The organism is Pseudomonas sp. FP2300, from assembly GCF_030687595.1.
GTDB classification, from domain to species: domain Bacteria; phylum Pseudomonadota; class Gammaproteobacteria; order Pseudomonadales; family Pseudomonadaceae; genus Aquipseudomonas; species Aquipseudomonas bijieensis.
Window position 1 is genome coordinate 1,581,792 of record NZ_CP117440.1, and the last position, 20,661, is coordinate 1,602,452.

Sequence of the window (20,661 nt, forward strand, 5' to 3'; positions counted from 1 at the left end):
GGGCAGCGGAGGGCGGGCATCTTACGCGATTGGTCGAGGCTTGGCGCGCAACTGGGCTTCGACCTGCGCGCAACGCGGGCACAGGCAGGCGCGATCACGCAGCTCGGCTGGCAATGCCTCGAGCACGGCCGGGTCGATGCTCACGCCGAAACACCAGCAGGCCCGGTCGACGGTTCGTGGGTCGGCCAGGGTGCAGTCATTGGCGCCACCGCAGGCCGGGCAAAGGTCGGGTTTATTCATAACTGGAGTGAGGCATTTCCACGCAGGTTCGGTTGCACCCGGTTTGCCGGGCGCGTTGCAGTGCATGATCGGTCCGCGACAGCAGGCTGTGCAAGGTGTCTTTGTCCTGCAAGGTGGTGAGGCCGAGACTGACGGTGACCAGCAGTTGTTTTCCACTGCAGAAATAGCGCTGCTTTTCGATGTACTGACGAATTTTCTCAGCGATTTTCAGACCGGTCTGTCCATCGGTGTCCTTGAGCAGGACGACAAAGGCTTCAGTGCTCCAACGACACACGATGTCCGAATGCCGCAGGCTTTGCGTCAGGTCGCGAGCGAATCCGGTCAGTAGTTGATCGGTGGCGATATGACCATGGAGGGTATCCAACCGTTTGAAATCGTCCAGTTCCAGCAGCAGCGCAGTCAAGGGTTTTGGCTCGCGCTGGGCTTCATGCAGGGCCTGCACAGCCAGCAGGTCGAAGCCACGGCGGTTTGGCAGTTCGGTCAGGCTGTCGAGAGTCGCTTGGGCATCAATGCGCTGTTGGTAGCTGTTGATCAGCCGATAAACGATTGTCAGGACAACCAGCATCACGAGGGCGCCGATCAGCAGGTTCAAGTACAGCGTCTTGAGCATGTGGTCGCGTACTGAGGCATGGGCTGCGTAATAGCCCAGTAATGCAATGATCAGGAATCCTGTACCGAGCAGCGCCGCCACGGCCAGGAGCGGCTTGTGCTGGGAATACAACGGCGAACGGAGCGACATGGCGTTTCCCTTGGCGCAGACCCAATGAAATCAGTTTAGTGGCCCTGTGGGAAAAGGTGCTCGGATTTGCAGGTTTGCAAGATTGTGGCGAGGGGATTTATCCCCGCTGGGTCGCGAAGCGGCCCCAATGCACTCTGTCTGATACACCGCGCTGACAGGTTTTGGGGCTGCTGCGCAGCCCAGCGGGGATAAATCCCCTCGCCACAGAGTACTGTTTACTCAAGGGTAATTTAGATAAGCCCGCCATCCCCCCAAATGACTGATGTCCTGCGCGCCCTCCAAACCATATGCCTCGCAGATGAATCCGCTTTCCCAGCGGCCATCGGCCAGTTGCACCTTGCCCAGTCCCAACGGTGCGGGGATGCCAGTCAGGAATGAGCCCAGTTCACTGCTCGGCAGTTCCCAGACCTCGACCTCGATCGCCACGCCGCCTTCGTCGACCCGAAGCATGCCGGGACGCAAGGGTGGGCCGCCGGCCAAGGCATAAAGGCGGTAGTCCGCCGAGCTTTGGGTGACCTCGATCAGCCGGGCACCGCGTTGCTTGAGCTGCCAGTTCAGCGCCAACCCGTCCAGGTGTGCGCCACACACAACCAGCCGCGCGCGGTCGTGGCGAGCCGGGGCACCGGGAACTGGCAAGGCCTTGTCCCGTTGACGCTGCAAGGCATCGGCCACGCTCAAGAGGTACTGATCGGTGAAGGCTCGACCGAACAGCGTCACTCCCCAAGGCAAGCCGTTGGCCATGAACGCACAGGGAACGGCGACGGCGGCGTAGTCCAGCAGATTCATGAAGTTGGTGTAGTAACCCAGCTCCGAGTTGCGTAGCACGGGTTCGGCGGCCAGTTGGGCGAGGGTCACCGGACGGCCGATGGTGGGTGTGAGCACGCAGTCGAGCGCGTCCATGGCGCGGTCGCATTGGGCTTTGAGCGCTTGCAAACGGTACCGGGCGCGGAAGGTTTGTACGCCATCTACCGTCGGTGCTTTCGCCAGGACGGCGCGGATGACCGGCAGTACGGCCTGCGGCTCGCGCTCTATCAATGGGCCGGCAACGCTGTAGCGTTCGGCTACCCAAGGTCCTTCATAAAGCAACCGCGCCGCTTCCAGGAATGGCGACAAGTCCAGTTCTACGGCTTCGCCGCCCAGGCGTTCGAGCCGCTCGATGGTTTCCATAAACAGTTGCGGACCTTCAGGGCAGCCGAAAAATGCCAGGTCCTGCTGGCGCGGCACGCCGAAGCGAAAGCGCCGGGGCGCGCCGAACGCAGAGCCATCGTTCCACTGCGGGTTGTGGCGGCTGTAGTCGTCACGAGGGTCTGGACGGGCCGTCAGCGCCAGTAACTGGCTGGCTTCTTTCGCCGTGGCCGTGAAGGTCGTGACGCAGTCCAGTGTGCGACAGGCCGGGACCACGCCCGCCGTAGAGATCAACCCCAGGGTGGCCTTCAACCCCACCAGGTTATTCAGTGCTGCTGGCACTCGACCGGAGCCGGCGGTATCGGTGCCCAAGGCAAAGCTCGCCACGCCCAGGGCCACGGCCAGCGACGAGCCGGCGCTCGAACCGCCTGCCGGGTAGTCGGGCAACACGCTGTTGCGGCATGCGCCGTAGGGCGAGCGAGTGCCATTGAGCCCGGTGGCGAATTGGTCGAGGTTGGTCTTGCCCAGGGGGATCGCGCCCAGTGCCAGCAATTGCTCGACGACGGTGGCCGAACGGTCCGGCACGTAGGCAAACGCCGGGCAGGCGGCCGTGGTCGCAATGCCGGCCAGGTCGATGTTGTCCTTGATGGCAAAAGGAACACCGTACAGGGGCAGGCTTTCCAGGTCGCGGCTTTCCAACGCGGCCAGGTAGGGTTCCAGTTCTTCGACCGTGAGCAGGTGGATGAACAGGTGATAGTCCGGATTCAACGCCGCGGCTTTTTCCCGCAGGCCCAATAGCAATGTGCGTGGCGTCAGTTCGCCGCTGCGGTAGGTATTGCGCAGGTCGTCCAAGCGAAGAGAGAGGTTCATGGTGTTAATCCTTTGATTGAGTTCAGTCACGGTCCAGTACCACGACGCGCTGTCCGGCGCGCACCGCCGAACCGGGCTGGACGCGCACTTCGCGCACCACGCCGGCCGAGGGCGCAAGCAACGGGATTTCCATCTTCATCGACTCCAGAATCACCAGCACATCACCGGCGGCGACCCGCGCGCCAACATCCACCTGAACCTGCCAGAGGTTGCCGGCGATGTGACTGTCGACGCTCAGTTGATTCTCGCTCAGCAGTGAATCTTCGCTTGGCGCGATGGCCGCTTCTTCACTGTCGAAGTGCGCCTGGCCACTGGCGATCCAGCGCTCGCGCTCGGCATCGAAGGCGCGTTGTTGCTGCTGTCGGAACGTGGCGATGCTGTCCGCCTCCTGCATCAGGACACGCTGATAGTCAGCAAGGTTCAGCTGGCTGTGTTCGATGTTCAGGTCGAAACGGCCGAGGGGGAACTCCCGGCGAATGCGCAGCAGTTCATCGGCGCTGACCGGGTAGAAGCGGATCTGGTCGAAAAACCGCAGCAGCCAGGGCTTGCCGTCGAATGCGGCGACATCCCGATAACGATTCCACATCTGCAACGTGCGGCCGACGAACTGATAGCCGCCGGGACCTTCCATGCCGTACACGCACATATAAGCACCGCCGATGCCCACCGAGTTTTCCGCGGTCCAGGTCCGGGCCGGGTTGTATTTGGTGGTCACCAGCCGATGACGTGGGTCCAGCGGCGTGGCGACCGGTGCGCCGAGGTAGACGTCCCCCAGGCCCATCACCAGGTAGCTGGCGTCAAACACCGTGCGTTGCACTTCGTCGAGGTTGGGCAGGTCGTTGATGCGTCGGATGAACTCCAGGTTGCTCGGGCACCAGGGCGCGTCCTTGCGCACCGTGGTCATGTATTTTTCGATGGCCAGTTGGCAGGCCGGATCATCCCAGGACAATGGCAGGTGGACGATGCGCGAGGGTACTTGCAGGTCCTGTGCGGCGCACACCGCGTCCCATTCACCGACAATGATGCTCAACAGATCGGCCAGGGGCATTCGTTCGGGTTGGTAGTGCACTTGCAATGAGCGAATGCCCGGCGTGAGGTCGATCACGCCAGGCAGTTGCTTGTGTTCCAAAGCCTGCATCAAGGCGTGGCCGCGAAAGCGCAGTGCCAGGTCCAGTTCGGGGGCGCCGATTTCCAGCAGCAGATGGGTGTCGCCGGCTAATCTCGCCACGAGGCGGGTATCGTCCCGCCCAATATCCAACACCACAGGCGAATCCATCTCCTGTGGGAGCGAGCCTGCTCGCGATGGGGCCATATCAGACACCGCATCAACTTCATCGCGAGCAGGCTCGCTCCCACATTGATCCCATTCCAAGGCCAGTGAGCGGGCGGTCTTCAGGTCCACCGGCACGAACCGCACCTTGTCCCCCGCCTTGAGTTGCCCCAATTGCCAGAGGTCTGCCTCGATCACCGTCACCGGGCAGACGAATCCCCCCAGGCTCGGACCGTCGGGGCCGAGGATGACAGGCATGTCGCCGGTGAAGTCCACGGCCCCGATGGCGTAGGGGTTGTCATGGATGTTGGAAGGATGCAGCCCGGCCTCGCCACCGTCGACGCGTACCCATTCGGGTTTCGGCCCGATCAGGCGTACGCCGGTGCGGCTGGAGTTGAAGTGCACTTCCCAGGCCGTGTCGAAGAATGTCTGGATGTAGCGCTCGGTGAAGTATTCGGGCGCGCCGTGCGGGCCGTAGATCACGCGGACCTGGCGTACGCTCGGCAAGTCCAGAAGCGGCGCGCTCGTTGGCGGCAAGGTCGAGTGCTCATCCAGCTGCGCCAGGTGCAGCACGTCACCGGTGCACAGCGCTCGTCCGCCGTGGCCGCCAAACTGGCCGAGGGTGAAGGTGCTTTTACTGCCCAGGTAATCCGGCACTTGCACGCCGCCTTGCAGGCACAGGTAGCTGCGCGCGCCGGCGCCAGAGATATTGCCGATCGCGAGGGTGGCACCGGCGTCAATCGACAACGGGGTGTTCATCGGCACGGCTTCACCATTGAGCGTGAGGGCAATCGCCGCACCGGTCACTGCCACCCGGGCAGCGCAGTTGAAACGCAGCAGCGGCCCGTTCATGGTGATTTCCAATGCCGCTGCCCCGTCTTCGTTGCCCAGCAGGCGATTGCCCAGGCGCAGCGAACGGCTGTCCATCGGCCCTGACGGCGGAACCCCCACCGCCCAATAACCGAGCCGGCCAGGATAGTCCTGGACGCTGGTCTGGGTGCCGGGGCTGAGGACTTCAACGGTATTGGCGCGATAGACCAACGCTTCCAGGCAACGCGTCCACGGCTGGCCGCTGGCGAACGGCGCGTCGAGGAGAATCTGTTGCAGGTATTGGCGGTTGGTTTCGACGCCGTACAACAGGCTTTCGTCCAGCGCTTGATGCAAGCCCAGGCGCGCCTGCTCGCGGGTCGGCGCCCAGCGAATGACTTTGGCGATCATCGGGTCGAAATAGGGCGGGATCTGGCAACCGGCCTCGACCCACGTGTCGATTCGCAGTTGTGTACCGTCGGCCTGGGGGAAATTCACGGCAGTCAGCAGCCCTGGGCTCGGCTGGAAATCCCGGCCCGGATCTTCGGCGTACAAGCGCGCCTGGATCGCGTGGCCCTCGGCTTTCAGACCCTGGCTCAATTCGCTCAGTGGCGGCAGATCACCGGCGGCCAGTTGCACCATCCAACGCACCAGGTCCACGCCCCACACCTGCTCGGTGACGCCGTGCTCCACTTGCAGACGGGTGTTCACTTCCAGGAAATAGAAGCGTCCCGCGTCGCTGTCGAAGACGAACTCCACAGTGCCGGCGCTGCGGTAGTTCACGGCCTTTGCCAGTTGGATCGCCGCTGCGCAGAGCTCGTCGGCCATGCCCTCGGGCAGATTCGGCGCAGGCGTTTCTTCGAGGACTTTCTGGTTGCGCCGTTGCACCGAGCAGTCGCGCACGCCCAGGGCGATCACCTGGCCCTGGCCGTCGCCGAACACCTGCACCTCAAGATGCCGCGCGCGCTCGATGTACTTCTCGATGAACACCCCGGCATCGCTGAAGTTGTTCTGGCCCAGGCGCTTCACTGTTTCGAAGGATTCGCTCAGCTCGGCGGCACTGCGACACACGCGCATACCGATGCCGCCGCCGCCGGCAGTGCTTTTGAGCATCACCGGATAGCCGACCTGCGTCCCCGCCAGCAGCGCGGCGTCGAGGCTGTCGAGCAGTTCGGTGCCTTCGAGCAGTGGTACGCCGTGTCGGCGCGCCAGGTTGCGGGCGGTGTGCTTGAGGCCGAACACCCGCAGTTGCTCTGGCGTCGGACCGATGAAGGCGATTCCGGCAGCCTCGCAGGCTTCGGCGAAGGAGGCGTTTTCCGAGAGGAAACCGTAGCCGGGATGAATCGCCGTCGCGCCGCTGCTTTTGGCGATCGCCAGGAGCTTGTCCACCGCCAGGTAAGTAGCGGCCGCCGCGCCTTCGCCCAGGCAGTGGGCTTCATCGGCCTGGAGAATATGCAAGCTGGCGGCGTCGGCCTGGGAGTACACCGCGACGCCTTCGACTTTCAGTTCGCGCAAGGTCCGCAGAATGCGGCAGGCGATGGCGCCACGGTTGGCGATGAGGATTTTTTCGAACATGGCATTGCCCCCTCAGGCATGAGCGCTGCCTGAACTGGGATGCGGGCCGTCCCGCAGTTTTCGATGGCCGCCGGGGTCGTCCCTGGCAGCAAACTTCCAAACACCACTGCACCCCTGGTGGGAGCGAGCCTGCTCGCGATAGCGGTGGTACATCCAACATCAATGTGACTGACAGATCGCTATCGCGAGCAGGCTCGCTCCCACAGGGGATTGGTGGTGTTCATAAAATCTGTGTTTATTTAATGCACTGCCCCGACCGGCTCTGGCACAACACAAACAGCCAGCGCCGCAGGCGGCTGAATTTCAGTTCCATATCAAGAGCTCCGCTGGCGTGGGGTTGTAGGCGTTGCAAGGGTTGTTCAATTGCGGGCAGTTGGAGATCAGGACGATCACATCCATCTCGGCCCGCAGGTCGACGTATTTGCCTGGCGCCGAGATGCCGTCTTCGAAGGTCAGGCCGCCGTCGGCGGTGACCGGCACGTTCATGAAAAAATTGATGTTCGGCCCGATGTCGCCCTTGCCCAGGCGCCCGTCGTGGGCGCAGGCCCGCAGGTAGTTGTCACGGCAGCTGTGCATGTAGCGTTTTTCCAGGGCGTAGCGCACGGTGTTGCTTTCCTGGGCACAAGCGCCGCCAAGGGTGTCGTGGCGCCCACAGGTGTCTTCGACGATGGTCAGCATCGGCTGGCCGAGGTTGGAGTACAGGACGCTGCCGGTGCTCAGGTAAACGCTGTTTTGTCGGCGCAGGGTGCGCTGTACGTCATAGCGCTCCTTGGGGTTGGCCAGGCTGTAGAACAGCGTATCGACCGCCTGGTTGCCTTCCAGGTCGAGGATGCGCAGGGTCTGGCCCTTCTTGACTTCCGTCAGCCAGGGTTCCCCGGCGGGAATGGTGGCGCGGTAGATAGCGCTTTCAGGCTGCTTTTGTACGGTGGCGATGGCGAGTGACATGGCAGCGATCCTCAGGCGAACAGGCGGTCGGTGTTGATGAAGCCGCGCTGGTTTTCCGGGCGCGACTGGCGGCAGTGCTCGGCGACGCTGGGGTCAGCGTTCATCCAGCTGAGCTTGAGCGGTTGCGGGGCGTATTGTGGATTCGGGTCCATCGGATGTTGCAGCGCGGTCAGCACCACCAGGGTGTCCATCGGTGCATAGAGCTCGATGTAGTCGCCGGCCTGGGAGTTGCCTTCAACGAAATGAAAGCCTCCGGCCTCATCGACATCGACCCGGCTGAACAGATTGAGGGTCATCAGCAGGTCGGACAGGCCCAGCCCCCATTTGCCCAATTCCACCAGCAGGTTGTCGGTGCCGTTGCGAAAGAAGCCGTTGCGCAGTTCCTGGTAGCGGCCCTGGCCGTATTTTTCAGCGACTTCCTCGGCGCAGAGCACACCGCCCAGGCTGTCGCTCCAGCCGCAGGTGTCGGCGGTGATGGCCGCCAGTACCCGGCCCATGTCCGAATACAGGCAATGGCCGGCGGTGAGCTTGGCGGTGTGTTGGCATTTGAGGCTGTCGGGCAGGTTCAGGCGTTCGGTTTTTTCGTTGGCATTGAGCAGCGTCAGGCTCACGTTGGCTCCGCCGCGCAGATCGGTCAGGCGCAGCAGTTGGCCGCGCTTGAGCACGAAGGAACGGTGGCCGCCACCGGGCAGCAGTTCTTCGGCGAAGGGTGGAAACATAGAGATCGAATCGGTCATGGCAAAACTCCTTTCAAGCGATACGCAACGTGCCGGCCAGTTCGGCAGGCAGGGCGTCGACGGCAGCCCGGGCGGTGCGGCGGTCGCTGTTGAGTGGTATGTCGTAGGTGATGCGCGCGCCATAGGCGCCGGGGGCATGCGGGTCGACGCGGACTTTGTCGAACACCAGCAGGCGTGTGCCGAGGCTGAAACCTTCGGACAGGTCATGGGTGACCATGAACACCGTCAGACGGGTTTCGCGCCACAGCTCCAGCAACAGGGCGTGCATGTCTTTGCGGATGCCCGGGTCGAGGGCGCCGAAAGGTTCGTCCAGCAGCAGCACCCGGGGTTTCATGATCAGCGCCTGGGCAATGGCCAGGCGCTGTTGCATGCCGCCGGACAACTGCGCCGGGTATTTGTCCAGCGCGTGGCCGAGGCCGACCTTTTCCAGCAGTTGCGCAGCCTCTTCACGGGCCTGGCGCTTGGCGTTGCCGAACAGGCGACCCAGCAGCGGCGAGCGGGGCAGTTCCAGGCCCAGGACTACGTTGTCCAGCACGGTCAGATGCGGGAACACCGAGTAGCGTTGGAACACCACGCCCCGGCTGGCATCCGGTTCTCCGGCTAACGGCTCGCCATCCAGGAGAATCTGTCCGCGACTGGCGCGCTCCTGGCCCAGCAGCAAGCGCAGGAAGGTCGACTTGCCGCAACCGGACGCGCCCACGAGTGTGCAGAACTCACCCTCGGCGACCCTCAGGTTCAAGCGTTCGAGCACTACCTGATCGGCGTACTGTTGCCAGACATTGTTCACTGTGATGAAACTCATGCCTTCGCCCCCTCATACCACGGGAACGCTTGCCGGGTCAGGCGCTTGAGGCCCCAGTCCATCAGCCAGGCGAGCAGGGTGATCCACACCACGTACGGCAAGATCACGTCCATCGCCAGGTAACGTCGTACCAGGAAAATCCGATAGCCCAAGCCATCGGTGGAGGCGATGGCTTCGGCAGCGATCAGAAACAGCCAGGCCGAACCGAGCATCAGCCGCAGGGAAATCAACAGGCGTGGCAGCAACTGCGGTAGCACCACCCGCAGCATCAGGGTCCAGGTCGAAGCGCCGAGGGTCTGGGCCTTGATCAGCAGCTCGGGCGGAATTTCCCGGGCGCGCTGTTCCAGATCCCGGGCCAGGCACGGCGTGATGCCAATCACGATCAGCATCACTTTCGACAGTTCCCCCAGGCCGAAGACGATGAACAGGATCGGCAGGATCGCCAGCGGCGGCACCATCGACACCACGGTGAGCAGCGGCGATAACGGCGCGCCCAACAGCGGCAACGTGCCGGCGGCGATGCCCAGGCACAGTCCGGCCAGGGCGCTGATGCCCAGGCCGATGGCCAACCGCCGCAGGCTCGACGCGGTGTCTTGCCAGAGCAGGTATTCGCCGCTGCGGGCATCGGCGGTGAAGGCCAGGCGTTTCACCGCATCGGCCATTTGTACGGCGCTGGGCAGCAGTTTGTCGTTGGGGTTATCCGTCAACCGTTCGGCCGAGCCCATGAAGTAGGCGAACAACACCAGCGCGAATGGCAGGATCACCAGCAACAAGCGGCTGGGCCGATCCGGGTAGCGGTTGATCAGGCGCATGCCAGGTCCTCCGGTCTACAGCTTGGCGTCGGCGGCCAGCTGCACGTAGGTCGGATCAAAGCGCAGCTTGAGGTTGGCCTTGTCGCCGCGGGTCACGCCATTGGCGAATGTCATGCCGACCGCGTCGGTGCTCTTGGCGCCTTCGCCCAACAAGCCGTGCTGGAACGAGAACGCGGCCACCTTGCCCATGGTGGCGGGCAGTTGTTCGCTGGTGGCGAAGTCGAGCGCTTCCTTGGGCGTGGCGAACAGCTTGGTGGTGTCCAGTTGCGATTGGAAACCGGCCAGGTCGGTGCCCGAGGCCTTGGCCATGTGCTCCAGTGCTGCCTTGCTTGCGGCGTTTTTCGCGTTCATCAGGGCCACCACTTCAAACCAGGCACCGCTCAACGCCTTGCCCAGGGCCGGGTTGTCGTGGAGGGTCTGGGTGTTGACCACCATCATGTCCATGATCTCGCCGGGGATCTGGCTGGAGTTGAACACCTCGCTCACGTCGGGTTGGGCCTTGATGTCCGAGAGCATCGGGTTCCAGGTGGTGACGGCCTTGACCTGGTCGGTGTTGAAGGCGGCGGAAATATCGGCGTCGGAGGTGTTGACCACTTTCAGGTCTTTCTCGGTGAGACCGACCGAATCGAGGGCGCGGGCCAGCAGGTAATGGGAGACCGACAGTTCGACCAGGTTGACGTCCATGCCCTTGAGGTCAGCGACCTTCTTGCCCTCACCCTTGAGGACGATGCCGTCGTTGCCGTTGGAGAAGTCGCTGACGATCAGCGCGGTGCTGTCCACGCCACCGGCGGCGGGAATGGTCAGGGCGTCCATGTTGGTCATGGTGCAGCCGTCGAACTGACCGGCGGTGTACTGGTTGATGGATTCGACGTAATCGTTGAGCTGCACGACATCGATCTTGATGCCGTACTTTTTCGCCCACTTGTCGACAATGCCTTGGCTGCCGGCGTATTCCCAGGGCATCCAGCCGGCGTAGATGGTCCAGCAGACGCTGAAGTGGTCTTTTTGTGCGGCGGCGGACGAGAAGCTCATGAGGGCCGAGAGCGCGGCGAGGAGCAGGGCGGACAGACGAAGCTTGAACATGGTGGTTCTCCAGTTGATCAAGGGCGGACAGGAGCAACGCGGCACCGCGAACGGTGGCTTGTCTCCCGGGCTTTTGTCCCGCCGTGTAACCTCAACTGGAGGTCGCCAACTCTCGGACCAGCCACTCGCCAGAAGCGAGCCGGAACCCTAGTCAGCCATTGCAAATTGTGGTGCCGCGAACCTGTGATGACTCCTGCACAGCGTTTGTTAAAGCGAGAGCCGTGCCAAGTCTGCCAAAGGCCCGGGCCAGAGAGGGAAGGTGTTGGGAAGGGATGATTGAGGGCACATTTGTGCTTGCTTGTGGTGCCATCGCGCACCGGAAGAGGGCGACGAACGACATGTTTCTAGTTGTTGCCGCATCGCACCAGATTCCGAATTTGCTGTCTGAATATTCGTCAGTCACACAAAGTTGACTGCCGCCCATCAGCGTCGCTGATGTGGCCCATCCGCGGTCCAGGAGGCCGCCATGTATCGACGACTGCTGCTCATTGCGTTTCTCGGTTTGACTCTTTCGGCATGCGTGCCTTATTACGACGGAGACTCGAGCTACTACCGTTCCGAGGTCTACACCTCACCGGCGCCGGTCTATTACGGTTACGGTGGCGGGAGTTATTATTCGGCACCGCGTGGTTATTACGCCCCGCGGTATTACCAACCGGCGCCGCGCTATTACTCGGCACCGCGCTACTACCAACCAGGGCCGCGCTACTACTCGCCACCGCGAGCGGCGTACCGGTCTTATCCGAATCGGGGTGGCTGGGACGGCCACAACCGGGGCGGCTGGAATGACGACCGAGGCGGTGGTCGAGGCGGGCGTGATCATCGGGGACGCGGCGATCACGATGGACGGGGTGGCCACCGCTGATCTTTGGGCAACAAGAAGCGGCGCATTGAGCGCCGCTTTTTTATGCCTGTAATAAACCCGATAGGACAACGCTTGTGGGAGCAAAGCTTGCTCGCGATAGCGGTATGCCAGTCACAGGGAGGCTGACTGATACCCTGTCATCGCGAGCAAGCTTTGCTCCCACAGATGTCACTCTCCCAGAATGTCACCCGGATCTTTACTCGTTGGACAAATCCGCCAACGGATGCCGCCCTTCCCACGCCTTGTGGAAGTGCGCCTCGACCGCCGCTTCGGGCACATGGTTGATGTCCGGCCAGTGCCAGCGAGGCTTGTGGTCCTTGTCGATCAGACGCGCCCGCACGCCTTCGCTGAATTCGGGATGACGGCAGCAGTTGAGGCTCAAGGTGTATTCCATCCGGAACACACCGGCCAAGGACAAATGCCGGGCCCGGGCGATCTGCTCCCAGACCAGATGAGCGGTCAACGGCGAGCCTTCGGTCATGGTCTTGGCGGCGCGGGCGATCAACGGATCCGGGTGGTCCACCAGCAGGCTGAGGGCTTTCCAGGCGCAGCGCACATCGCTGACATCCAGCCATTCATCGATTTTCTGCCGCCGCGGCAGCCATTGGGCTTCGGGCAATTGGCCGATGGCTTCCTGCTGCAGGGCCTTGAGCAAACTGTTGAGCTGCATCTCGGTCTGCTCCTGCCAGTTGAGTTGCAGCAGGCCTTCGATCAAGTCGTCCTGTTGTTCATCCAGCAGGAAGCGATCGGCCAGGCCCAGGTCGATGGCATCCCGGGCATTCATGTGGGCGCCGGTCAGGCCGAGAAACAGCCCGAGCTTGCCGGGCAGGCGTGACAGAAACCAACTGGCGCCGACATCCGGGTACAGGCCGATGCTGATTTCCGGCATTGCCAGGCGACTGCTTGGCGTGACGATACGGGTACTTGCGCCTTGCAGCAGCCCCATGCCGCCGCCCAGCACATAACCGTGGCCCCAGCACAGCAAGGGTTTTGGGTAGGTGTGCAGATTGAAGTCCAGGCGGTACTCCGCCGCAAAGAATTGCGCAGCCAGCGGCGGTACCTCGCCGGGGTGAGCACGGCAGGCCTCCACCAGGCTGCGCACTTCACCGCCGGCGCAAAATGCCTTGGCACCATTGCCGCGCAGTAACACACAAACGACCTGCGGCTCCCTGGCCCAGGTATCGAGACGATCACGCAAGGCGTTGATCATTGGCAGGGACAGGGCGTTCAGGGATTTTTCGGCGTCCAGGGTGGCGACGCCAATACGAGCACCGTCGATGCCGGTGAGTTCTTCGAAGTGCAGATTCATTCGTGACCTCGATCAGAAATTTGAATGATCAGTATGACCGCTGCGTAGGAAAGTGCCGGTTCTGCGTCAGATCAATTGACAAGCCATGTAGGCTTTCCTAGGGTGCGCCCATTGTTTTTACCGGATGCGACCATGACTGCTGACGACCGTATCAAACTCGAACCGAGCTGGAAGCAGGCACTGCGTGCCGAGTTCGACCAGCCCTACATGGCAGAGTTGCGCGAATTCCTGCGTCGGGAATACGCCGCCGGCAAGGAGATTTATCCACCGGCATCGTTGATTTTCAATGCCCTCAATTCCACGCCGCTGGATAAGGTCAAGGTGGTGATTCTTGGCCAGGACCCGTACCACGGCCCGGGCCAGGCCCACGGTTTGTGCTTCTCGGTGCAACCGGGCGTGCCGACTCCGCCGTCGCTGGTGAACATCTACAAGGAATTGAAGCGCGATCTGAACATCGACATTCCGAATCACGGCTACCTGCAAAGCTGGGCCGACCAGGGCGTGTTGCTGCTCAACACGACCCTGACCGTGGAGCGCGCCAATGCCAACGCCCACGCCAAAAAAGGTTGGCAGCACTTTACCGACAGGATCATTGAAGTCGTCAGCGAACACCAGCCGCACTTGGTGTTCCTGTTGTGGGGTGCCCATGCCCAGAGCAAGCAGAAGTTGATCGATGCGACCAAGCATCTGGTGTTGACCTCGGTCCACCCGTCGCCGCTGTCGGCCCACCGAGGCTTCATCGGCTGTGGGCATTTCAGCCGGACCAACAAATTTCTCCAGCAGCAGGGTGAGAAGCCGATCGACTGGCGGTTGCCACCGGTTTGAACGGTTGGCAATGAAGGCCTCATCGCGAGCAGGCTCGCTCCCACAGGCAACACATATCCCTGTGGGAGCGAGCCTGCTCGCGATGATGGCGACTCGGTCTATAGATCCGAACCCGGCCTGCGCATCCAATACCTGAACAACGGCTCCGCCAGAAACAGCACGAACAGCAATCGCATCACCTGCAACGCCGTCACCAATGGCACCGACAGTTGCAGCGTCTCCGCTGTCAGGCTCATTTCCGCAATGCCGCCGGGCATCATGCCCAGTGTCAGCGAGCGCAGGTCCAGATGGGTCAGGGTACTCAGGCCCAAGGCCGCCAGGGTGGCGATCAGCATCGTCAATACCGTGCCGACCAGGGTGCGCCCCATGAACGATGGTGCTCGACGAAAGAACTGCCGGTTGAAATGACAGCCCAGGCCGCTGCCGATCAGCCACTGGCCGACCTGGCTGGCGCCATTGGGCAGGCCAATGTGCAGGTCCCAACCGATGCTGACCGCCGCACTCACCAGCAACGGCCCGAACAACCAGGGATTGGGTTGGCGCAAGCGCTCCCAGACCCAGGCGAGCAGAGCGCCCGCCGGGAACAGGATCGCCAGCCACAGCCAGTCCACCGTCGTGGCGTGTTGCACCGGCTCGCCTTCGCCCAACAGATACTTGAAGGCCGCCGGCACGCACAGCACCACCACCAGCACCCTCAGGCTCTGGCCCGCCGCGACACGGCTGAGATCCGCGCCGTTGCGGGCACCGAGGTTGACCATTTCGCCGGAACCGCCCGGCATGCTCGAGAAAAACGCGGTGGCGCGGTCCTCGCCGGTGCGACGCATCAGCCAGACACTTACCACGCTGGACACGCTGGTGATCAGCGCGCCGAAGAAGATCAGGCCGAAGTGGCCCAGCACCTGCTCCATCACCAGCGGGGTGAAGTGCAGGCCGATGCCGATGCCCACCACCCATTGGCCGCATTTACGGCCGCCGGGGATTTCCATCAACTGCCACGGCGTGAGACAGCGCACCAGGATGATCGCCAGCAACGAGCCGACCATCCAGGGCAAGGGCCAGCCGATCAGGCTGGCCAGGTAACCGCCGGCCAGGCCGACCAGCGGTGTTCCCCACCATTGTCTGAAAGTTGCTTCAGACATTGGCCAGGGCGCGACGTTGTGCGGCGCGGCGACGCCAGATTCGCAGCAATGGCATGAACAACATGATCGCCGTCAGGATCCAGCAGCCGAAGGTGATCGGGCTCGACCAGAGGATCTCCAGCGCACCGTTGGAGATCGACAGCGCACGCCGCAGGTTCTGCTCCATCAGCCCACCAAGGATGAAGCCCAGCAGCACAGGCGACAGCGGGAAGTCCAACTTGCGCAGGATGTAGCCGAAGATGCCGATGCCGATCATCAGGAACAGGTCGAACGTGGTGGCATGCACCGCATAGACACCGATCCCGGTGATGATTGCGATGACCGGCACCAACGCCCAGTTCGGCACCGCCAGGATGCGGGTGAAGATGCGGATCATCGGGATATTGAGAATCACCAGCATGATGTTGGCGACGAACAACGACGCGATCAGGCCCCAGACGATATCCGGCTGTTGCTGGAACAGCAGGGGACCGGGGGTGATGTTGTACAGCGACAGGGCGCCGATCATCACCGCCGTGGTGCCCGAGCCGGGAACCCCGAGGGTCAGCATCGGCACCAGCGCACCGCAGGCTGCGCCGCCGATGGCGGTTTCCGGAGCGGCAAGGCCGCGCTTGTCACCCTGGCCGAACGTGCCACTGGCACCGGCGATGCGTTTCTCGGTCATATAGGCCACGGCGCTGGCCAGGGTCGCACCGGCACCCGGCAGCACGCCCATGATGAAACCGAGCACGCCGCAACGCAGGTTCACGACGAATACCGACGCCGCTTCCTTGAAGTTGAACATCATCCGTCCGGTGGCTTCCACCGCTTCCTGGCCGCGATGGGTTTTCTCCAGCAGCAACAGGATTTCACTGATGGAGAACAGGCCCAACACCAGCACGACGAACTGAATCCCGTCGGTCAAGTGGATGTTGTCACCGGTGAAGCGGTAGACGCCGCTGTTGGCATCGATCCCGACACTGGACAGGAACAGGCCGATCAGCGCCGCGATGAAGGTCTTGAGTGGTCGGTCGCCGGCCATGCCGCCGAGGCAGACAATGGCGAATACCATCAGGACGAAGTATTCCGCCGGCCCGAACGCAATCGCCCATTTGGCCAGTAGCGGTGCGAACAACACCATGCCGCAGGTGGCGATGAACGCGCCGATGAACGAACTCCACGCCGACAGCGACAACGCCACGCCGGCCAGGCCCTGACGGGCCATCGGATAGCCGTCGAGGGTGGTCATCACAGTGGAGGCTTCACCGGGGATGTTGAGCAGGATCGAGCTGATACGTCCGCCGTATTCACACCCCAGGTACACCGCTGCCAGCAGGATCAGCGCCGATTCCGGCGGCAACCCCAGCGCGAAGGCAATCGGAATCAGCAGCGCCACGCCGTTGATCGGGCCCAGGCCCGGCAGCAGGCCGACCACGGTGCCGATCAAGGTGCCGCTCAGTGCCGTGACGAGGTTGTAGGGGGTCAGTGCAACGCCAAAACCCTGGCCGAGATAATTCAGGGTATCCATATCAATTCTCCAGGACGTCGAGCAGGCCCAGGGGCAGCGGCACGTCCATCAGCTTGTCGAACAACAGATAAAGACCGATGGCCATCAGGCTGATGATCACCACGCTCGGTACCCAGCGACCGCCATACAGGCGCGCCATCGGCACACCGATCAGGATGCTGGCGACGATGAAGCCCAGGGGTTCGAAGGTTCCGGCGAAGACCAGCAGCAGCACCACGCAGATGCCGATCTTCTGCAGGGTTTCACGGTCCAGTTGGGGATCTTCCTCGCTGTGCACGATGGGTGTCGGACGAAACAGCATGTACAGCAACGCCAACCCCATCAGCCCGAGCATCAGCAAGGGGAAGGCCCGCGGGCCGACAGGTTCATAGGAAAAAGCAGCCTGATAGGGCCAGGCCATCAGTGCCAGGCCGATACAGACCAGTAGCAGCACCGCGGCAAAAATACGTTGGATGGTGAGCATGACTAACTCCTGGGCGGCGCCGGCACTGCCAGCGCCGCCGCGAGAACAGAGACGGTTACTGGATCAGGCCGAACTCTTTGGCCAGTACCTTGTAATCAGCCACTTGCTTCTTCACGTAGGTGTCCAGTTCCGGACCGGTCATGGCAAACGGGAACAGCTCGCGCTGGTCACGCAGCTTGGCGAACTCCTCGGAGGCGAGCAGTTTGTCGAAAGCGTCTTTCCACCAGGCATAGTCTTCGTCGCTGACCTTTGGCCCCAGGTAGAAGCCGCGGACCACCGGCCAGACGATGTCGTAGCCTTGTTCCTTGGCGGTCGGAATGTCTTTCATTTCCGGCTCGTCGATGCGTTTCTCGGCAAACACGGCGAGCAGGCGCATGTCGCCGCTCTGGATGTGCGGCATGGAGTCGGAAATATCCGTACTGCCGACCTGGATGTGCCCACCGAGCAGCGCGGTGGCGATTTCGCCGCCGCCTTCGAGGGCCACGTAGCGCAGGTCGCGAGGGTTGATGCCGGCGGCCTTGGCGATGAGGGCGGTCTGCATCCAGTCCTGGCTACCCACGGTGCCGCCGGAGCCGATCACCACCGAGCCAGGATCCTTCTTCAGGGCCTGTACCAGATCGTCGAGGGTCTTGTAGGGCGAATCGCTCTTCACGGCGATGGCGCCATAGCTGGTGCCCACGGCGGCCAGCCAGCGCACCGCGCTTTCATCGAAACGACCGAACTTGCCCTGGGCCAGGTTCAACAGCGAACCACTGGACCAGGCCACCAGCGTGCCAGCGTCGGCCGGGCGTTGGGCAACCACTGCGTTGTAGGCCACCGCGCCGACACCGCCGGGCATGTAGGTGACGCGCATTGGCTTGGTCAGCAGCTTCTGGTTGACCAGCGCGCTTTGTGCCAGCTTGCACGTCAGGTCGAAACCGCCGCCGGGGGAGGCCGGGGCGATGCACTCGGGGCGCTTGGGTTCTTTGGATGGATCAGCGGCGAGCAACTGCCCGGCGAACATCAGGCATCCGGCGGCCAGGGCTACTTTACGCAGTGATAGGTTCATTGTTGTCTCCACAGGAATTGTTGTTGTGTGTGGTGAAAATGTGTCGTGGACGAATCCCCGCCCAGGTCATCGCTGATAGGGTGCACAGGTCGTTACCGGGACTGAATGCAAGGTGGTCTGGTTCAAGCGAGAAGGGCGAGCAGGCACTGGGGCCTGGAGCTGCATGGACAGCATGGTGAATACTCCGCTTTTATTTTTCTTATTAGGACGAAAACGCTTCGTGGCATTTTTCATTCGCGAGCTGGCGTCGCGGCGGGCAGTCGAAACTATCCGTAAAGGGACTCTAATGGCTCAACCTTTCGCTAACCTTTCAAAAGCTTTCAGCGTGTTTTTTGGCTTCACAGCGGCGGATGCGGCTGTAAACTCCGCGCCAAAGAATGGCGCCGGCCATCCCTGAATCGAGGAATAACCCATGCGTGTTCTGCTCGTCGAAGACCATCTGCAGCTCGCCGAAAGCGTTGCCCAGGCGCTCAAGAGCACCGGTTTGACCGTGGACGTGCTGCACGACGGCGTCGCGGCCGACCTGGCTCTGAGCAGCGAGGAGTACGCCGTGGCGGTCCTTGATGTCGGGCTGCCACGCATGGACGGTTTCGAGGTGCTGGCGCGTCTGCGCGCCCGCGGCAAGACCTTGCCGGTGCTGATGCTGACCGCCCGCAGCGACGTCAAGGACCGCGTCCATGGCCTGAACCTCGGCGCTGACGATTACCTGGCCAAGCCCTTCGAACTCACTGAGCTGGAGGCCCGGGTCAAGGCACTGTTGCGCCGCAGCGTACTGGGCGGCGAACGCCAGCAGCGCTGTGGTGGGCTGATCTATGACCTGGACACTCGCCGCTTCACCCTCGACGATGAATTGTTGACCCTGACGTCTCGCGAGCAAGCCGTGCTGGAGGCGTTGATCGCCCGGCCAGGACGGGTGATGAGCAAGGAGCAACTGGCGGCCCAGGTGTTCGGCCTGGACGAAGAGGCCAGCCCCGACGCCATCGAAATCTACGTGCATCGCTTGCGCAAGAAACTCGATGGTCATGCGGTGGCGATCGTGACGTTCCGCGGCCTGGGCTACCTGCTGGAAAACCGCAATGCATAAGCCCGACAGCCTGCGCTGGCGGCTGCTATGGAACCTGGCATTGCTGCTGGTGGTGCTGATGCTCGCCAGCGGCTTGAGCGCCTACTGGAACGGTCGCGAAGCAGCGGACACCGCCTATGACCGGACCCTGCTGGCCTCGGCCCGGACCATCGCCGCGGGCCTTTCCCAGCGCGATGGCAGCCTCAGCGCGGACGTGCCCTACGTGGCCCTGGATACCTTCGCCTACGACAGCGCCGGGCGCATTTATTACCAGGTCAATGACATCGACAAGAAGTTGATTTCCGGCTACGAAAACCTCCCCGGTCCGCCACCCGGAACGCCCCGCACGGACGATTACCCAGCCCTGGCGCGCTTCTATAACGCCCAATACCAGGGGCAGACCGTGCGGGTGGTGAGCCTGCTCAAGGCGGTGAGCGAGCCGAACATGAACGGCATGGCGGAAATTCGCGTGGCGGAGACTGAAGAGGCCCGGGTCAGCATGGCTCGCAGCCTGATGGCCGACACGCTGTTGCGCTTGGGCATGCTGGCCGTGGGCGCGCTGCTGTTGGTGTGGTTCGCGGTCAGTGCAGCGTTGCGCCCTCTGGAGCGTTTGCGCACGGCGGTGGAGGAGCGCCAGCCGGACGATTTGCGGCCGTTGCCGCTGGTGGAGGTGCAGCACGAGTTATGGCCGCTGGTGAGGGCGCTCAACCATTTCACCGAGCGTCTGCGCGGGCAATTCGAGCGGCAGGCACAGTTCATCGCCGATGCCGCCCATGAGCTGCGCACGCCCTTGGCCGCGCTCAAGGCGCGTCTTGAGCTGGGCTTGCGTGCCAGCGAACCGGCAACTTGGCGCGAGACCCTGGAAACGGCCGCCCAAGGCACCGACCGGCTGACCCATCTGGCCAACCAATTGCTTTCCCTGGCTCGCGTGGAAAACGGCGCCCGGGCCATTGCCGAAGGCGGCGCGCAGTTGCTTGACCTGAGCCAACTGGCCCGGGAATTGGGCATGGCCATGGCCCCGCTGGCCCATGCCCGGGGCGTGGCACTGGCCCTGGAAGCCGATGAGCCGGTATGGCTGCGAGGCGAGCCGACCCTGCTGAATGAGCTGCTGAGCAACCTGGTGGACAATGCCCTGGCCCACACCCCCTCCGGCGGCAACGTGATCTTGCGGGTCACCGCACCGGCGGTGCTGGAAGTCGAAGACGATGGGCCTGGTATTCCGCTGCATGAGCGGGACCGGGTGTTCGAGCGCTTCTATCGACGTAACCAGCAAGTGGCCGGTTCCGGGCTGGGGTTGGCGATCGTCGGCGAAATCTGCCGCGCGCACTTGGCGCAGATCACCCTGCATGACGGACAAGAGCGTGGCTTGAAGGTGCGAGTCAGTTTCATCCCAGGCTCAGACTGAGCCGGAGCCAACTCGATTCCGTGGCTGGCTCT

At 62.8% G+C, this 20,661-nt stretch carries 18 protein-coding genes, 1 pseudogene and 1 riboswitch; of the genes and pseudogenes, 5 read left to right on the top strand and 14 right to left on the bottom strand.

Features of this window, described 5'->3' with window-relative positions; all coding sequences use genetic code 11:
- Positions 1-21: 21 nt before the first annotated feature.
- The 9 genes and pseudogenes from PSH86_RS06995 to PSH86_RS07035 form a co-directional block, all read right to left on the bottom strand.
- On the bottom strand, positions 22-240 hold the full coding sequence (locus tag PSH86_RS06995) for a cysteine-rich CWC family protein (RefSeq protein WP_109755910.1): 219 nt from the start codon (positions 238-240) through the stop codon (positions 22-24).
- Positions 233-844 (bottom strand): annotated as a pseudogene (locus PSH86_RS07000) (GGDEF domain-containing protein); the annotation flags it as partial. The gene PSH86_RS06995 and the pseudogene PSH86_RS07000, both read right to left, overlap by 8 nt.
- A gap of 354 nt (positions 845-1,198) precedes the next feature.
- Positions 1,199-2,974 carry an allophanate hydrolase gene (gene atzF / locus PSH86_RS07005; protein WP_305488838.1) on the bottom strand — a complete coding sequence of 592 codons (1,776 nt, stop codon included), beginning with the start codon at positions 2,972-2,974 and terminating at the stop codon, positions 1,199-1,201.
- 22 nt (positions 2,975-2,996) lie between these two features.
- Positions 2,997-6,626 carry an urea carboxylase gene (gene uca, locus PSH86_RS07010; RefSeq protein ID WP_305488844.1) on the bottom strand — a complete coding sequence of 1,210 codons (3,630 nt, stop codon included), beginning with the start codon at positions 6,624-6,626 and terminating at the stop codon, positions 2,997-2,999.
- A gap of 303 nt (positions 6,627-6,929) precedes the next feature.
- A complete protein-coding gene (locus PSH86_RS07015) occupies positions 6,930-7,571 on the bottom strand; it encodes an urea amidolyase associated protein UAAP2 (protein ID WP_109755906.1) in 642 nt (213 codons plus the stop codon).
- An 11-nt stretch (positions 7,572-7,582) separates the two neighbouring features.
- On the bottom strand, positions 7,583-8,308 hold the full coding sequence (locus tag PSH86_RS07020) for an urea amidolyase associated protein UAAP1 (RefSeq protein ID WP_176688490.1): 726 nt from the start codon (positions 8,306-8,308) through the stop codon (positions 7,583-7,585).
- Positions 8,309-8,321: 13 nt separating this feature from the next.
- Entirely contained in the window at positions 8,322-9,110 is a 789-nt protein-coding gene (locus tag PSH86_RS07025; protein WP_305488851.1) for an ABC transporter ATP-binding protein, read from the bottom strand.
- Positions 9,107-9,922 carry an ABC transporter permease gene (locus tag PSH86_RS07030; RefSeq protein ID WP_060738777.1) on the bottom strand — a complete coding sequence of 272 codons (816 nt, stop codon included), beginning with the start codon at positions 9,920-9,922 and terminating at the stop codon, positions 9,107-9,109. Before PSH86_RS07030 ends, PSH86_RS07025 begins: the two co-directional genes overlap by 4 nt.
- A gap of 15 nt (positions 9,923-9,937) precedes the next feature.
- Entirely contained in the window at positions 9,938-11,005 is a 1,068-nt protein-coding gene (locus PSH86_RS07035; RefSeq protein ID WP_305488856.1) for a putative urea ABC transporter substrate-binding protein, read from the bottom strand.
- Positions 11,006-11,065: 60 nt separating this feature from the next.
- A riboswitch (guanidine-I (ykkC/yxkD leader) is annotated at positions 11,066-11,167 on the bottom strand.
- 304 nt (positions 11,168-11,471) lie between these two features.
- Here PSH86_RS07035 and PSH86_RS07040 point away from each other — a divergent pair.
- Complete coding sequence (locus PSH86_RS07040) at positions 11,472-11,870, top strand: hypothetical protein (protein ID WP_109755902.1); 399 nt, start codon at positions 11,472-11,474, stop codon at positions 11,868-11,870.
- A 196-nt stretch (positions 11,871-12,066) separates the two neighbouring features.
- Here the strand turns inward: PSH86_RS07040 and PSH86_RS07045 are convergent, their stop codons facing one another.
- Positions 12,067-13,179 (bottom strand): enoyl-CoA hydratase/isomerase family protein, encoded by a 1,113-nt coding sequence (locus PSH86_RS07045; protein WP_163855002.1) that lies wholly within the window; start codon positions 13,177-13,179, stop codon positions 12,067-12,069.
- Positions 13,180-13,311: 132 nt separating this feature from the next.
- Between PSH86_RS07045 and ung the strand changes: the two genes are divergently transcribed.
- Entirely contained in the window at positions 13,312-14,004 is a 693-nt protein-coding gene (ung, locus tag PSH86_RS07050) for a uracil-DNA glycosylase (RefSeq protein WP_109755900.1), read from the top strand.
- Positions 14,005-14,102: 98 nt separating this feature from the next.
- Here ung and PSH86_RS07055 read toward each other — a convergent pair whose 3' ends face one another.
- From PSH86_RS07055 to PSH86_RS07070, 4 genes are read right to left on the bottom strand one after another with little or no spacing between them, the layout of a single operon-like run.
- Entirely contained in the window at positions 14,103-15,143 is a 1,041-nt protein-coding gene (locus tag PSH86_RS07055; protein WP_163855000.1) for an AbrB family transcriptional regulator, read from the bottom strand.
- Positions 15,136-16,650 (bottom strand): tripartite tricarboxylate transporter permease, encoded by a 1,515-nt coding sequence (locus PSH86_RS07060; RefSeq protein ID WP_109755898.1) that lies wholly within the window; start codon positions 16,648-16,650, stop codon positions 15,136-15,138. The genes PSH86_RS07055 and PSH86_RS07060 overlap by 8 nt, the downstream gene beginning before the upstream one ends.
- A gap of 1 nt (position 16,651) precedes the next feature.
- Positions 16,652-17,113 (bottom strand): tripartite tricarboxylate transporter TctB family protein, encoded by a 462-nt coding sequence (locus PSH86_RS07065; RefSeq protein ID WP_109755897.1) that lies wholly within the window; start codon positions 17,111-17,113, stop codon positions 16,652-16,654.
- A 55-nt stretch (positions 17,114-17,168) separates the two neighbouring features.
- Positions 17,169-18,161 carry a tripartite tricarboxylate transporter substrate binding protein gene (locus PSH86_RS07070; RefSeq protein ID WP_109755896.1) on the bottom strand — a complete coding sequence of 331 codons (993 nt, stop codon included), beginning with the start codon at positions 18,159-18,161 and terminating at the stop codon, positions 17,169-17,171.
- A gap of 163 nt (positions 18,162-18,324) precedes the next feature.
- Between PSH86_RS07070 and PSH86_RS07075 the strand changes: the two genes are divergently transcribed.
- The 3 genes from PSH86_RS07075 to PSH86_RS07085 are packed head-to-tail and all read left to right on the top strand — an operon-like array spanning position 18,325 to position 20,629.
- Positions 18,325-18,558 carry a hypothetical protein gene (locus tag PSH86_RS07075; RefSeq protein ID WP_146206884.1) on the top strand — a complete coding sequence of 78 codons (234 nt, stop codon included), beginning with the start codon at positions 18,325-18,327 and terminating at the stop codon, positions 18,556-18,558.
- Positions 18,559-18,573: 15 nt separating this feature from the next.
- On the top strand, positions 18,574-19,245 hold the full coding sequence (locus tag PSH86_RS07080) for a response regulator (RefSeq protein WP_046065134.1): 672 nt from the start codon (positions 18,574-18,576) through the stop codon (positions 19,243-19,245).
- On the top strand, positions 19,238-20,629 hold the full coding sequence (locus PSH86_RS07085) for a sensor histidine kinase (RefSeq protein WP_109755894.1): 1,392 nt from the start codon (positions 19,238-19,240) through the stop codon (positions 20,627-20,629). Before PSH86_RS07080 ends, PSH86_RS07085 begins: the two co-directional genes overlap by 8 nt.
- Positions 20,630-20,661: the final 32 nt, after the last annotated feature.